Annotated in this window: 11 protein-coding genes; 7 read left to right on the top strand and 4 right to left on the bottom strand. The window is 66.8% G+C overall.

Features of this window, described 5'->3' with window-relative positions:
* Nucleotides 1-14: 14 nt before the first annotated feature.
* Entirely contained in the window at nucleotides 15-2,609 is a 2,595-nt protein-coding gene (locus V3B41_RS15000) for a M14 family metallopeptidase (RefSeq protein WP_329861648.1), read from the top strand.
* 539 nt (nucleotides 2,610-3,148) lie between these two features.
* Here the strand turns inward: V3B41_RS15000 and V3B41_RS15005 are convergent.
* Entirely contained in the window at nucleotides 3,149-4,570 is a 1,422-nt protein-coding gene (locus V3B41_RS15005) for a DEAD/DEAH box helicase (RefSeq protein WP_049432238.1), read from the bottom strand.
* Between the two features lie 891 nt (nucleotides 4,571-5,461).
* Between V3B41_RS15005 and V3B41_RS15010 the strand changes: the two genes are divergently transcribed.
* Together V3B41_RS15010 and maiA are read left to right on the top strand one after the other, a co-directional pair.
* Entirely contained in the window at nucleotides 5,462-6,451 is a 990-nt protein-coding gene (locus V3B41_RS15010; RefSeq protein WP_049427974.1) for a fumarylacetoacetate hydrolase family protein, read from the top strand.
* Nucleotides 6,452-6,465: 14 nt separating this feature from the next.
* Nucleotides 6,466-7,149: a maleylacetoacetate isomerase gene (maiA, locus tag V3B41_RS15015; RefSeq protein WP_329861649.1), complete on the top strand. Its 684-nt coding sequence runs from the start codon at nucleotides 6,466-6,468 to the stop codon at nucleotides 7,147-7,149.
* A gap of 33 nt (nucleotides 7,150-7,182) precedes the next feature.
* On the opposite strand, the gene V3B41_RS15020 is transcribed toward maiA, so the two are convergent.
* From V3B41_RS15020 to V3B41_RS15030, 3 genes are all read right to left on the bottom strand, one after another.
* Nucleotides 7,183-8,679, bottom strand: coding sequence for a UdgX family uracil-DNA binding protein (locus V3B41_RS15020; protein WP_329861650.1), 1,497 nt, complete (start codon nucleotides 8,677-8,679; stop codon nucleotides 7,183-7,185).
* Nucleotides 8,660-9,943, bottom strand: coding sequence for a putative DNA modification/repair radical SAM protein (locus V3B41_RS15025; protein WP_329861651.1), 1,284 nt, complete (start codon nucleotides 9,941-9,943; stop codon nucleotides 8,660-8,662). Before V3B41_RS15025 ends, V3B41_RS15020 begins: the two co-directional genes overlap by 20 nt.
* A gap of 108 nt (nucleotides 9,944-10,051) precedes the next feature.
* Nucleotides 10,052-11,179 (bottom strand): PilT/PilU family type 4a pilus ATPase, encoded by a 1,128-nt coding sequence (locus tag V3B41_RS15030; RefSeq protein ID WP_004141526.1) that lies wholly within the window; start codon nucleotides 11,177-11,179, stop codon nucleotides 10,052-10,054.
* A 121-nt stretch (nucleotides 11,180-11,300) separates the two neighbouring features.
* Here V3B41_RS15030 and V3B41_RS15035 point away from each other — a divergent pair, with 121 nt between their 5' ends.
* The 4 genes from V3B41_RS15035 to V3B41_RS15050 all read left to right on the top strand — a co-directional run bounded on the left by V3B41_RS15035 (nucleotide 11,301) and on the right by V3B41_RS15050 (nucleotide 14,779).
* Nucleotides 11,301-11,666 (top strand): DUF4398 domain-containing protein, encoded by a 366-nt coding sequence (locus tag V3B41_RS15035; RefSeq protein WP_005407961.1) that lies wholly within the window; start codon nucleotides 11,301-11,303, stop codon nucleotides 11,664-11,666.
* Entirely contained in the window at nucleotides 11,663-12,547 is an 885-nt protein-coding gene (locus V3B41_RS15040; protein ID WP_005407962.1) for a hypothetical protein, read from the top strand. The genes V3B41_RS15035 and V3B41_RS15040 overlap by 4 nt, the downstream gene beginning before the upstream one ends.
* A 324-nt stretch (nucleotides 12,548-12,871) precedes the next feature.
* The gene (locus tag V3B41_RS15045; protein WP_005407964.1) at nucleotides 12,872-13,108 is read left to right on the top strand and encodes a YdcH family protein; all 237 of its coding nucleotides are present in this window, start codon (nucleotides 12,872-12,874) and stop codon (nucleotides 13,106-13,108) included.
* A 300-nt stretch (nucleotides 13,109-13,408) separates the two neighbouring features.
* Complete coding sequence (locus V3B41_RS15050; RefSeq protein ID WP_329861652.1) at nucleotides 13,409-14,779, top strand: pyridoxal-phosphate dependent enzyme; 1,371 nt, start codon at nucleotides 13,409-13,411, stop codon at nucleotides 14,777-14,779.
* The last annotated feature ends 63 nt before the right edge of the window (nucleotides 14,780-14,842 follow it).

The following is a 14,842-nucleotide window of genomic DNA, read 5'->3' on the forward strand; positions in this document are numbered from 1 at the left end:
CCAGGGGAGTCACCGTGTCCTTGCATCGCCGTGCCGTTCTTCCGTTGCTGCTTGCCGCCGCCACCGCACTGTCCTCGCCGCTGCCGGTGCAGGCACAGAGCGCGTACTTCTTCCCGCAGGCCACCGACGCGGCCGCGTTCGATACGTCCATTCCCACGCCGGAACAGTTCCTTGGCTATCCGATCGGCAGTCGTTACACCCGGCACGACCAGTTGGTGGCGTACTTCCAGGAACTCGCGAAGCGTTCCGATAAAGTCAGCGTGCGCGAGATCGGTCGCAGTTATGAGGGCCGCCCGCTGCTGATCGCCACCGTCACCACGGCGGGCAACCACGCGCGGCTGGAACAGCTCCGCCAGCAGCACGCGACCCTGGTCGATCCGGCTCAGCCGCGCAGCGCAGCCGGCGACAGCCCGGTGGTGGTGTGGCTGGGCTACAGCGTGCACGGCAACGAAACCTCCAGCGCCGAAGCGGCGATGCTGACCGCTTACTACCTGGTGGCCAACCGCAGCGCGGAAACCCAGCAATGGCTGCAGCAGGCGGTGGTGCTGTTCGATCCGGCGCAGAATCCTGACGGCCGCGACCGCGCCGCCAACTGGCACAACGCCTGGGCGTCCGATCCAGCCTCGGCCGACCCCGCCGACAAGGAACACGTCGAGCCATTCCCGCAGGGCCGCACCAACCACTACTTCACCGATCTCAACCGCGACTGGCTTGCGCTGACCCAGCAGGACTCGCGGCCGAAGGTGGAGGTGTTCCATCAGTGGCATCCAAACGTGCAGATCGACTTCCACGAAATGGGCAAGGACAGCACGTACTACTTCGAGCCTTCGCCGAAGAGCATGCACAGCCCGTTGATTCCGGCGGCATCGTATGAATTCAACAAGACCCTGGCCAAGTACCACGCACAGGCGCTGGATGCGCTGGGTTCGCTGTACTACACGGGCGAGAACTTCGACAACTTCTCGCCGGTGTACGGCTCCACCTATCCGGACTTCCACGGCGCGGTCGGTGTGACCGTCGAGCAGGCCAGTTCGCGTGGCCGCGTGCAGGAATCGGTGAATGGCCTGCTGACCTTCCCGTTCACCATCCGCAACCAGGTCGCCACCGGGCTGGGCACCGTGCGTGGCGCGGTGGCCGAGCGCACTGGGCTGTTCGACCTGCAGAAGCAGTTCTTCCAGAGCGCGCTGAAGCAGGCCGCGCAGCAGCCGGTGAAAAGCTTCGTGTTTGGAGATGCGCATGATCCGGCGTTGACCCGCCGCCTGCTGGAACTGTTGCTGCTGCATCGCATTGAGGTGCGCGCGCTGGATCGTGCGGTGACCATCGATGGGCGACGCTTCGAGGTGGGCAGTGCCTATGTGGTGCCAGTGCAGCAGGCGCAGTTCCGCCTGGTGCATTCGATCTTCGCAGAGACACCGCCGATCAAGGGCGACGTGTTCTACGGCAGCACCAGTTACGCGATCGCGCCGGCGTATGGTGTGGCCTTTGCGGGCAGCCGCAGCCGCATCAATGGTGGCGCCCCCGTGGCCGCGCTGCCAGCGGAGCAGGGCGCAGTGCTGGGTGGCCAGGCTGGCTTCGCCTATGTCATCGACTGGCGCGACTACAACGCCGGGCGTGCACTGGCCGTACTGCAGGCCAAAGGCCTGAGCACGCGCGCAACGTTCCAGCCGTTCACCGCTTCCACCGCACAGGGCGAGGCCGGCTTCGCCGCTGGCAGCATCGTTGTTCCGGTGGCCGGGCAACCACTGCAGGGCACGGCGTTGCTGGATGCAGTGAGTGCTGCCGCACGCGATGCCGGCGTGCAGGTGCATGCGTTGTCCAGCGGCCGCAGCCGCGAGGGCATCGACCTCGGCAGCGATGGCGTCAAGGCGCTGCGCAAGCCTGCGGTGGCACTGGTGATGGGCGAGGGCGTGGCGGCCACCGAGATCGGCTCGGCCTGGTTCCTGCTTGACCAGCAGTTGCGCCTGCCGGCCAGCAAGCTGGATCCGCAGCAGTTGGGCAAGGTGTCGCTGGACCGTTACACCACGATCGTGCTGTCTGGCGGCAGCTATGCCGCCGTTGACGCATCGGCGGTGACTGCCTTGAAGCGCTGGGTACAGGCCGGTGGCTCGCTGGTGACCTACGGCAGTGCATCGAAGTGGGCGATCGAACAGAAGCTTGCCGACGGCGAAAAGCTTGGCAAGGAAGAAGAGGCTGCTGATGAGAGCCGCCGTGCGTTCGGCGACCAGCGCGACATCGCTGCGATCGAGCGGGTCAGCGGCAACATCCTCAGTGCCGATGTCGATACCAGCCATCCGTTGGCGTTCGGCGTGCCGCGCCGGCAGCTGGCGATCAACAAGGAGAACACGGTGACGCTGCAGCCGAGCGCGAATCCGTTCTCGACGGTGGTGCGCATCGACACGCCGCCGCGGGTGAACGGCTACCTGTCCGAGCGTAACCGCACGCGGGTGGCGGGTAGTGCGTGGCTGCTGGTGTCGGCGCAGGGGCAAGGCAACGTGGTGCTGTTTGCCGATGATCCGGCGCACCGCAAGTACTGGCACGGGACGGATCGGCTGCTGATCAACGCGATCTTCTTCGGGAATCTGGTGAATCCGAGTAAAGCGCGGGGTTGAGGCGTTTGGCGCCGAGTTGTTGTTGTGCTTGGGAGGCAGGGGGCCTCAGCCAGGACACGCCGTGAACCCATCCATGGGGGCTCGATGGCGCCATCCTTGGCGCCACAGGTCCTGGCAGGGGCCCCCGGCCTCCCAGGACCGGGTGCTGCGGGCGCGGACGCATCAGACCCCAAGGCGGGAGCAAGGGCAAAAGCAAAAGCAAAGGCAAAGCCAGGAATTGCGGCTTCGGCTTCTGACTTTGAATTTGAATTTGATCTTTCTTCTCCCGGCTACCCGGCGGGAGAAGAAGGCGCAGGCAATGCTTGAAGCGGATGGGCATGGGGGCAGCGCAGAACCGTTGGCGCCATGGATGGCGCCATCGAGCTTACATGGACGTATTTACAGCGTGTTCTGCGCTGCCCCCATGCCCATTCGCCCTCGGTACTGCCACCGCGTGCTTTATCACCCGGTAGCCCGCAACAAAAAAAAGGACGGCGCGTCAGCGCCGTCCCTCGATAAGCCCCCCGCGCAGCGGGAAGCACCAACCATGTCAGCTGGGATCAGCCGGCGCGACCGCCGCCGTTGCCACCCTGGCCGCGGCCACGGCCGCCACCATTGCCGCCGCCACCACGACGCTGGCCCTGGCCGGCACCGGCGCCTGCACGCTGCTGGCCGTTGCCACCGCCCTCGCGACGGCCGCCACCGGCCTTTTTCGGGCCCGCATGCGCATGGCGCGGTGCATCACCGTGCGGACGGCGTGCATGGCTCTTGCGCGGTGCGCGCTCGCCGGTATCGTGCTCGGCCTTGCCCGGTGCACTGTTGCCCCAGCGGATCGGCACCTGCAACTCGAAGCCCGGCACATCACGGATGTCCATGTCGCGGCCCAGCAGGCGCACGATCGCGCGCAGCAGCTTCACTTCATCCTGCGCCACCAGCGAAATCGCCTGGCCTGTCGCGCCATTGCGGCCGGTACGACCGATGCGGTGCACGTAGTCCTCGGCCACCATCGGCAGGTCGAAGTTGATCACCTTCGGCAGCTCGTTGATGTCGATGCCACGCGCGGCGATATCGGTGGCCACCAGCACGGTCACGCGGCCGGCCTTGAAGTCGCCCAGCGCACGCAGGCGCTGGCCCTGGCTCTTGTTGCCATGGATCGCCGCGGTCTTGATGCCCGACTTTTCCAGGAACGTCGCCAGCTTGTCGCTGCCGTGCTTGGTGCGGGCGAATACCAGCGTCTGCTCGCGGCTGTCCTGCGCCAGCAGGTGCAGCAGCAGGTCACGCTTGCGGCCGGCATCGACCGGGTGCACGCGATGGGTGATGGTTTCGGCCACGGTGTTCTTCGGCGTCACCTGGATCTGTTCCGGGTTGCGCATGAACTCCAGCGCCAGCTGGCGGATGTTGTCCTCGAAGGTGGCCGAGAACAGCAGGGTCTGGCGGTTCTGCTTCGGCAGCTTGGCCAGGATGCGCTTGATCGACGGCAGGAAGCCCATGTCGAGCATGCGGTCGGCTTCGTCCAGCACCAGCAGTTCAATGCCGGACAGGTCGATGCTGCGACGCTCCAGGTGGTCGATCAGGCGGCCCGGGCAGGCCACCAGCAGGTCCACGCCACGGCGCAGGATGTCCAGCTGGTTGCCCATGCCGACGCCGCCGTAGATGCAGGCGCTGGGAATGCGCAGGTACTTGCTGTAGCCGCGCAGGCTGTCATGCACCTGGGTGGCCAGTTCGCGGGTCGGGGCCAGGATCAGCGCGCGCGGCTTGCGCGGGCCGCTGCGCACTTCCTGCGAAGCGGTGCCCAGGTGCTGCAGCAGCGGCAGGCCGAAGGCAGCGGTCTTGCCGGTACCGGTCTGTGCACCGGCCAGCAGGTCGCGACCGGCCAGCGCCAGCGGGATCGCCTGCTGCTGGATCGGGGTCGGGTTTTCGTAGCCCTGCTCGGCAAGCGCACGCAGCAGGAAGGGCGCCAGGCCCAGCGATTCAAAAGACATTGAGTTTGCTCCAAGTACAAGAAACGCCTGTCCGAACGGACAGACGGGGGCAGATCAAACTGATCGGCTGACTCGGAGCGTTCCCGTGAACCGCGCTGCGAGAAGTTGGGTGCAGCCGGCGCGGAGCGCAGGCTGGAATGCGTGACGAACGGTGTCGGAGTGGGGGCGGGCGACGGGGCGGACCCCGGACGCCGGCGATCCCGAAGGGAAACGGACGGCCGCTGCAGACCCGCCTAGTCTAACCGATGGCTGAGACCTCACGCAAAAAGCCCCGTTCAGGTAGGGGGCTCTCTGCAGGGCTGCGCCCTGCACCCGCAGAGGCCGAAGCAACGTCAACGTCAACGTCAAAAGCGGGTTTCCTGAGGGATGGCGGGGTGGGTCCGGTGGCGGGAGACGCCGTAAACCCGTCCATGGGGGCTTGGCCGCGGCATCCATGCCGCGGACACTCCCGCCACCGGACCCATCCCGCCTTCGACAGTTTCCCGCGATCTGCGGTAGATCCACGCCGTGCGTGGATGCTCTTCGTTCAATTGTCGAAATATTCGATTTCAATGGAGATTCATCCACGCATGGCGTGGATCTACTGGCCACCGGCCTACTGTCGAAGGCGGGGCACTGTGGGTTTGCGGGGTGTGAGCGGCATGGATGCCGCGACCAAGCCCCCAGGGACGGGTTTACGGCGTCCCCGCAAACCCACAGTGTCCCGCCATCCCACGGAATGCCCGTTGTTGCTGTTGCTTCGGCCGTTGCCTTGGCTTGAAGCAGGTGCAGGGTGCAACCCTGCCGACCCCCCCACTACGGTAGTGTGGCCCGATGCCGCGCTGCAGCTTGGCGCCAGCGCATATTTGATTACACTTGAAACTTGTTTGCCCACGACTCCGGACACCCACCATGAAGCTTGGTTCTTTGAAGGAAGGCGGCCGCGACGGCACCCTGATCGTCGTCTCGCGTGACCTGCGCCACGGCGTGCGCGCCACCGGCATTGCCGCCACCCTGCAGCAGGCCCTGGAGGACTGGAGCCACATCGCGCCGCGCCTGAACGCGCTGTCCGAATCGCTCAATGCCGGCGACGCCGACGGCGTGTTCGATCTGGATGTGCAGGCACTTGCCGCGCCGATGCCGCGCGCCTATGAATTCGTCGACGGCAGCGCCTACCTGCCGCACGTCGAGCGCGTGCGCCGGGCGCGTGGTGCCGAGGTGCCGGAGAGCTTCTACACCGACCCGCTGATGTACCAGGCCACCAGCGCAGGTTTCTACGGCCCGCGTGATGCGGTCAAGGTGGTCAGCGAGGACTATGGCATCGACCTGGAAGCGGAGATCGTGGTGATCACCGACGACGTGCCGATGGCCGCCACCCCGGAGCAGGCCGCAGGCCACATCCAGCTGGTCGGCCTGGTCAATGATGTTTCGCTCCGCAACCTGATCCCGGGTGAGCTGGCCAAGGGTTTCGGTTTCCTGCAGTCCAAGCCGCGCTCGGCGTTGTCACCGGTGTTCGTCACCCCCGACGAGCTGGGTGATGCCTGGCAGGACAGCAAGGTGCACCTGCCGCTGCTGACCCACATCAACGGCCAGTGGTTCGGTGCGCCGGAAGCGGGCGTGGACATGCAGTTCAACTTCGCCCAGCTGGTCGCGCATGCGGCCAAGACCCGCCCGCTGGGTGCTGGCACCATCGTCGGCTCCGGCACCATCGCCAACGAAGACACCAGCAAGGGTGCGTCGTGCTTCGCCGAGCAGCGCGTGGTGGAAACCCTGCGCGATGGCAAGCCGAGCACGCCGTTCATGTCGTTCGGCGATGTGGTCCGCATCGAGATGCTCGACGCCGCCGGCAACAGCATCTTCGGTGCGATCGAACAGCGCATCGAACAGGCGGCCAAGCCCTGAGCATGGAGGCGGCGATGGACATCCTGGTTGACGACGGCCCGGTCGACGACGGCATCGTGCTGTACACCTACTGGCGATCCAGCGCCGCCTACCGCGTGCGCATCGGCCTGGAGCTGAAGGGCCTGGCCTGGGAGGCCCGGCCGGTGCACCTGGTCCGCGACGGTGGCGAGCAGCACCTTGACGCCTATCGCGCGCTCAATCCGCAGCAGCTGGTGCCGACCCTGCTGCACGATGGGCACACGCTGACCCAGTCACTGGCGATCGTCGAGTACCTGGAAGAGCGCTTCCCGCAGGTGCCGCTGCTGCCGGCCGACGCCGCCGGCCGCGCGCGGGTGCGGGCGCTGGCCCAGCTGGTGGCCTGCGATATCCATCCGATCAACAACCTGCGGGTGATGCAGTACCTGGAACGCGACCTGCAACTGCGGGCCGACGCCCGCACGCAATGGACCCTGCACTGGATCGCCGAAGGCTTTGCCGCGATGGAAGCGATGCTGGCCAACAGCCGCGACACCGGCACCTTCTGCCACGGCGACCGCCCCGGCCTGGCCGATCTTTGCCTGCTGCCGCAGCTCTACAACGCCCACCGCTTCGGCCTCGACCTGGCGCCGTACCCGACCCTGCGCCGCATCGAGGCCGCCTGCCAGGCACTGGAGGCCTTCGAGCGCGCGCGCCCGGAGAACCAGCTCGACACCGCCTGACGGGCCGCTTCGCTCGCCGGGCGCGGCCAGGCGCTACCGGTCCCCGGCCCGTGGAAGCGCCGGGCCATGCCCGGCGGATTCCCCATCCCCTCGCAGCATCTGCCGAAGGTCCTCCCGGAACAGCCGATAGCCGGCCTCGCGGCGGGCATCATCGCCCTGCCGGAGCACCCACGCCGGATGAACGGTGGCATAGCCGCGGGTGCCGTCCTCCAGCGTAAGCCAGCGTCCACGGTCGTGCGACAGATTGAAATCCCGGCCAAAGACCGAGGCTGCCGCGGTTGCGCCCAGGCAGACGATGATCTGCGGCCGCACCCGCGCGATCTCGCCCATCAGCCACGGCCGGCAGGCCTGGATGTGGCGGCTTTCCGGACGCTTGTGCAGCCGGATCCTGCCGCGGCGCTCATGGTGGAAGTGCTTTACCGCATTGGTCAGGTACAGCGCGGCGCGATCGATTCCCAGCTCAGCCAGGGCACGGTCCAGCAGCTGGCCAGCCGGGCCGGCGAACGGCTGGCCGCGCAGATCCTCGGTATCACCCGGCTGCTCGCCGATCACCATCACCCGCGCATTGGCCGGCCCTTGGCCGAACACCGCCTGCGTGGCGGTCTCCCACAGCGGGCACTGGCGGCAGGCGCTGGCCTGCTGTCGCAGCGTCTGAAGGCTGCCGGTATCGGGGGGCGCCGACGCAGCATCCCCACGCATGGGAATCCTGCGCTGCGGTGCCTGCGCTGGCCGGTCATGCATTTCCTGCACGCGATCGCCCGCATCGCGCACCAGACGCGGCAGCAGCTGCGCCTCGGGCAGGTGGCGCCAGTACTTGACCGGCATCTCCTGCATCATCATCCGGGTGTTGAGCCGCGCGGGATTGAAGATGCTGGCGTAATAGGTCTGCCACAGGGCCTCGCGCGCATCCTCGGCCGGGGCGTCCTCGCGCCGTGCGCCGGGGCCGAACGCCAGTGCCTGCCCATCCCATGCCACGCTGCATGACGGTGTCAGGATAGCCCAGCGCATGCCGGTGAAGCGGCGCGCGAAGAACGGCGCCACCCGATCGACGATGTGATGCTGTGGTTCGAACCACGCGATGAACGCCTCGGGCTGGCCGGGGACTTCGCGGAAGCGCACGAACGCCTTCATCTTGTGGGTATCGCGGCGAACGGCCTGGGCGAGCGCGGTTGCGCGCAGCACGTCGGCATCGGCGGGATTGGACAGCACCGAGCGCTCGCCATGGGTGATGCGCCACAGCAGCCGGTACAACAGGGCCATGCGCTGCATATCGCGGTGGCACAGGCAGGTGGCCGCCAGTTCAAGGAAGTCGCGCGGTACGTTCGGCACGCCGGCATCGGCCAGCACGGGCGCGGAGCTGACCGCCGGCGCATCCAGCAGTGATGCGTCGCTGCCCTCCAGCCAGTCCAGCTGTTCCGGTGCGATGCCGCGCAACAGGGCATCGCGCGCGCCGTTGCGCCAGGCCTCCAGCGACCACGGCGGGTCCACCCGCAGCGACCAGCGCTGCGGGTCAGGCTGACGGTAGGGCATCGAACAGCGATCCCTGACGGGGCGGTGGGGCCAATTGGGCGCGCAGCGCAGCCGGATCGTCCAGCGCCCTGCGCGGGTGGTGGTCGGCCAGCAGCACGAACGGTAGCAGTTTGCTCATCGGCGCCTTCAGGCGGGCGATGTCCGCCACGCGCAGGCGCCCGTGCCGGCGCGCCATCAGCACGCGCTCTGCATTGCGCACGCCCAGCCCGGGTACGCGCAGCAGCATTTCCTTCGGCGCGCGGTTGAGATCCACGGGGAAGCGTTCTGGGTGGCGGATCGCCCAGGCCATCTTGGGGTCGATATCCAGGTCGAGCATGCCGTCCTGGGTGGTGTCGGTAATCTCATCCACGCCGTAGCCGTAGAAGCGCAGCAGCCAGTCAGCCTGGTAAAGGCGATGTTCGCGCTGCAGCGGTGGCGGCTGCAGTGGCAGCTGCCGGCTGGCGTCCGGAATCGGGCTGAACGCGGAGTAGTAGACCCGGCGCATGCGGTAGTTGCCGTACAGACTCTCGGCGCTTGCCAGGATCTGCTGGTCGTTCGCCCCGTCCGCGCCGACGATCATCTGCGTGCTCTGCCCGGCCGGGGCGAAACGGGGAGGGCGCGGGCGTGCGACGCGGCTTGCAGTCGGCGCCACCGCGGCGGGGGCCTTGCGTGCCTCCTTGGCTTCCTCGATGCGCCAGCGCAGCTCGCCCATCGCACCGCGGATCGACTGTACGGTTTTCTCCGGTGCCAGCGCGCTCAGCCCGGCTTCGGTGGGCAGCTCCACGTTGATCGACAGCCGGTCGGCGTAGCACCCGGCGCTGGCCAGCAGTTCCGGCGACGCTTCGGGAATGGTCTTGAGGTGGATGTAGCCGGCAAAGCGGTGTTCCTCGCGCAGGCGCCGGGCGACCTCCACCATCTGCTCCATCGTGTAGTCCGCATTGCGGATGATGCCGCTGGAGAGGAACAGGCCTTCGATGTAGTTGCGTTTGTAGAAATCCAGGGTCAGCGCGACCACCTCGTCCACGCTGAAACGCGCGCGGGCCACATTGCTGGACACGCGATTGACGCAATAGGCGCAGTCGTAGACGCAGAAGTTGGTCAGCAGGATCTTCAGCAGCGATACGCAGCGGCCATCCGGCGTGTAGCTGTGGCAGATGCCCATGCCTTCGGTGCTGCCGATGCCGCCGCTGGCGCGTGAGTCGCGCTTGCCCGAGCCGCTGGAGGCGCAGGAGGCATCGTACTTGGCGGCGTCAGCCAGGATGGCAAGCTTGCGGATGGTTTCCATTGCGGAAACCTACGGATGAGCGGTCTCAATGGATGAGATCGGCCCTGAATCCTTCAGGCTTGCGCCGGGCATGGCCCGGCGCTACCGGTGTCGAAAGAGCTGCGCGGATCAGAACCCGTGGGTGATGCTTGGCGCGCCCGCAGAGAAATCCGCGTAGGGATCGTGCTCGCCGCTGCTGCCTTCGGACAGGCGGAACTTCAGCGCCAGGCCGTCGCGCGAGTCGGCGGCGCGCAGCGCTTCCTCCTGCTCGATGGTGCCGGCCTTGGCCAGCCGGAACAGGCACTGGTCGAAACTCTCCATGCCCTCTTCCAGGGATGCTTCCATCGCCGCCTTGATCTCGTGCACCTGGCCGCGACGCAGCAGGTCGCGGATCATCGGCGTGTTGAGCAGCACTTCGGTGGCCGGCAGGCGACGGCCTTCCTTGTTCTTCACCAGGCGCTGGCTGATCACCGCGCGCAGGTTCAGCGCCAGGTTCATCAGCACGTTCTTGTGCGCGCTTTCCGGGAAGAAGTTGAGGATGCGCTCGATGGTCTGGTCGGCGTTGTTGGAGTGCAGGGTGGCCAGGCACAGGTGGCCGGTCTCGGCGAAGGCGATCGCCGCCTCCATTGTTTCCGCGTCCAGGATCTCGCCGATCAGGATCACGTCCGGCGCTTCACGCATCGCGTTCTTCAGCGCGTTGTGGAAGGCATGGGTGTCCAGCCCGACCTCGCGCTGGTTGACGATCGACATCTTGTGCTTGTGCAGGTACTCGATCGGGTCCTCGATGGTGAGGATGTGACCGGTGGTGGTGCTGTTGCGGTGGTCGATCATCGATGCCAGCGAGGTGGACTTGCCCGAGCCGGTGGACCCCACCACCAGCACCAGCCCACGCGGGGTCATGATGACGTCCTTCAGCACCTGCGGCAGGTTCAGCTCTTCGATGCTCGGAATCCGGCTGCGGATGGCGCGGATGACCATGCCGACTTCACCGCGCTGCTTGAACACATTGACGCGGAAACGACCGGCATCGGGCAGGGCGATGGCCATGTTGAGTTCCAGCTCGCGCTCGAACTGCGGTACCTGGCCTTCGTCCATCAGCGAGTAGGCGATCTTCTTGACCATGCCCGGCGGCAGGCCGGTGTTGCCCAGCGGATAGAGCTTCCCCTCGATCTTGATGTAGACCGGTGCCCCGGTGGTCAGAAACATGTCCGAAGCGTTCTTTTCGGTCATCAGCTTCAGGAAGTAGCCGATATCCATTGCGAATTTTCCCCAACGAAACGGCCGACGCCCGTTGCCAGCACGGTGTCGGCTTGACGACAATGGCCGTGAACCGACAACCGGTACGGCCTCCCCAATGAAACGACTTAGCTTCGCACGAATGCGCCACAGCCTGTATGTGATGGCGTTTGCATTCGCACTGTCTGCCCCCGCCTGGGCGCAGGATGGCGCGATGGAACTGGCCCAGGCCCGGCAGGCGGTCGACAAGGCCACCCAGGCCGATGCCGACCAGTACGCCCCGGACCTGATCGGGCTGGCCCGGCAGGGGCTGGAGCAGGCCCAGCGCGCCGCCGGCGACCGCCGCGAGCGCAAGAACGCCCCGGCAATGGCCCTGCGTGCCGCCGCCGATGCCGACCTGGCCCGCGTGCGCAGCGAGGAAGCCACCGTGACCGCCCAGCTGCAGCTGCGCCGCAACGAGGTCAACCAGCTGCAACGCCAGCTGTCGACCGGGGAGGATCGCCGGTGAAGCCGATGACTGCCGCAACCCTGGCCGCGCTGCTGGCGCTGCCTACGCTGGCCGTGGCCGCTGACAACCCGATGGTGGCGCAGCTGAGCCAGCGCCTGATGGCCATCCAGGCCAACCCGGATACCGCTGAGCTGGGCGCCTTCGAGCGCATGCAGGCCCAGCAGGCCATCGCCACCCTGGACAAGGCCAAGCGCCGCGACCAGGAACTGGCCACCTACCTGGCCGAGCGCCGTGTGGAGATCGCCGAGACGGCCGTGCGTACCGCGCTGGCCGCCCGCGAGGTCGACCGCCTGGAGCGGACCCGCAGCGACCTGCTGATCGAGGCCAGCCGCCGCGACGCCGCGCGCGCCCGCCAGGAAGCCGAACAGCTGCGCATGCAGGCACAGATGCAGGCCGAGGAGGCTGAACGCCTGCGCCAGGCTGCCGAGGCCGAGACCCTGGCCCGCCAGGATGCCGAGAACGCCCTGACCAGCGTGGCCGGCAAGCAGCAGCAGCGCCTCAGCGCCGCCCAGCAGAACGCCGCCAAGCTGGCCCGCGAGGAAGCCGAACTGGTGTCCGGGCAGAAACTGCCGGGTTCGAAGTTCGATGGCCGTGGCGAGGTCTTCACCTTCCGTGGCGATGCGTTTGCCGCCGGCGCCTCCAGCCTGTCCGGCGGCGCCCGCAACCAGGCCAAGGCGTTGGCCGAATACCTGAACATCGGCAAGAAGGGCCGCCTGCGCATCGAGGCGTACGACAGTGCCAATGGCGTGGGCCAGAAGCGTGCCGAGGCCCTGCGTGACGCGCTGGTTGCTGCGGGGGTCGCGAGCAACCGGATCCAGCTCGCCGGCAAGAAGGCGGCCTCCACCCAGGCACGTTCGGCCGAGGTCATCATCGCCCCGTAATTGCTTGATATCGTTTGTTTTTCGTTGTGATGAGCATTCAGCCTGAACCCCGCCCCGGCGGGGTTCGGTCTTTTTGACGCAGGGGTCTTGTACCCCGCCTTGAGCAGGCGTAGGGTCAATCGTCCGGGACGCAATGCCGCGGACCGGACGATGGGAGGGCCGGGCCGATGCAAGCAGGGCGCGAACCGCAGCAGATCGACGTGCGCAGGCCAGTGCCGCAGGTCGTTGCAGGCGTCCAGGTGGCCATCGACCGGCGCTCCTCCATGAACAACGCCCCGTGCCTTGCGGCCGGGGCGTTCGTGTATCTGTCGAAGGAGGTCCATCATGTTTGAAGATCAGCCCCAGAGCGAGATCGACGCACGTCGCGCGCGTGATCCGGAGTTCAGGGCACTCCATGACCAGCACCGCAAGTTGAACAAGAAGTGCATGGACGCGGAGTTGGGTGTACTCCCGATCGATGATGTCACCCTGGGTCGCATGAAGCGCGAGAAGCTGCTGGCCAAGCAACGACTTCTGCGAATGTACGAAACACCGCTCCCAACGACGTCCCCCACGCTTTGACGCACCCCGTCACGCCCGGAACGGCGTGACCCGGCCATCGATGGCCCCGCCGGGCGCTCCTGCCCCGGCATCGCGGCACCGCCGATGAGGCGGCCGCGCCAAGGCACCACAGGCGGTGGTGCCTTGGCCTGCAGGCACCACTCACCGATGCGGGCGGTACCGGTCTCCTCGTCGATCCGGGGCCGTCCGCATCTCTTTTTGCGGGCTTGTGGCCCGTCTCCGCGCCGACCTGACATTCATCGCCATCCGACGGATAATCACCGGTCCGGCCCTCCGCGGCGCGAACCGAAAGTCCTCCGAATGCCCATTCATTCTTCCGTCCTCGAACTCATCGGCCAGACCCCGATCGTCAAGGCCCAGCGCCTGGACAGCGGCGTCTGCGAGCTCTACCTGAAGCTCGAAAGCGCCAACCCGGGCGGATCGATCAAGGATCGCATCGGCCTGTCGATGATCGAGGCGGCGGAGCAGCGTGGCGACCTGAAGCCGGGTGCGACCCTGGTGGAAGGTACCGCCGGCAACACCGGCCTGGGCCTGGCCCTGGTCGCGCAGCAGAAGGGCTACAAGCTGATCCTGGTCGTTCCCGACAAGATGAGCCGCGAGAAGATCTTCAACCTGAAGGCGATGGGCGCCGAAGTCCGCCTGACCCGCTCGGACGTGGCCAAGGGCCATCCGGAGTACTACCAGGATCTGGCCAAGACCATCGCCGAGCAGACCCCGGGTGCCTACTTCATCAACCAGTTCGGCAACCCGGACAACCCGGCCGCGCATGAATTCGGTACCGGCCCGGAGATCCTGGAGCAGATGGGCGGCGATCTCGACGCCATCGTGTTCGGCTGCGGCAGCTCCGGCACCATGACCGGCCTGTCGCGTGCCTTCGCCAGGCTGTCGCCGAAGACCGAGCTGGTGCTGGCCGATCCGGTCGGTTCGATCCTGGCCGAGTACATCAACGACGGCAATCTGAACGACAAGTCGGGCAGCTGGCTGGTGGAAGGCATCGGCGAGGACTTCCTGCCGTCGATCTCCGACTTCAGCCGCGTCAAGAAGGCCTATGCCATCAGCGACGCCGAGAGCTTCCACACCGCGCGCGAACTGCTGGGCAAGGAGGGTATCCTCGGTGGCTCGTCCACCGGCACCCTGCTGGCCGCTGCGCTGAAGTACTGCAAGGAGCAGACCACGCCGAAGAAGGTGCTGGTGCTGGTCTGCGATACCGGCAACAAGTACCTGTCGAAGATGTACAACGACTACTGGATGCTGGACAACGGCTTCCTGCAGCGCCCGCAGCACGGCGACCTGCGCGACCTGATCCTGCGCCCGTATGGCCAGCGCGACACTGTCGTGATCGGACCGAACGATCTGCTGACCACCGCCTACCAGCGCATGAAGCTGTATGACGTGTCGCAGCTGCCGGTGATGGACGGTGACCAGCTGGTCGGCATCGTCGACGAAAGCGACGTGCTGCTGCACGTCTATGGTGACGAAGCACGCTTCCGCGACACCGTCGCCACGGCGATGGTCAGCAAGCTGGACCGGCTGGACGTGAAGTCGCCGATCGAGGCGCTGCTGCCGGTGTTCGACCGCGGCCAGGTGGCGATCGTGATGGACGGCAATGCCTTCCTGGGCCTGATCACCCGTATCGACCTCCTGAACTATCTGCGCCGTCGCGTGCAGTAAGCCGTTGATCGCAGACGTTCGCTGCTGAATCCCGGTTTATCCGCGTCAAAGGTCGTTAAGGCC

The sequence above is a fragment of the Stenotrophomonas sp. SMYL89 genome, assembly GCF_036319985.1.
Lineage (GTDB): Bacteria > Pseudomonadota > Gammaproteobacteria > Xanthomonadales > Xanthomonadaceae > Stenotrophomonas > Stenotrophomonas maltophilia_Q.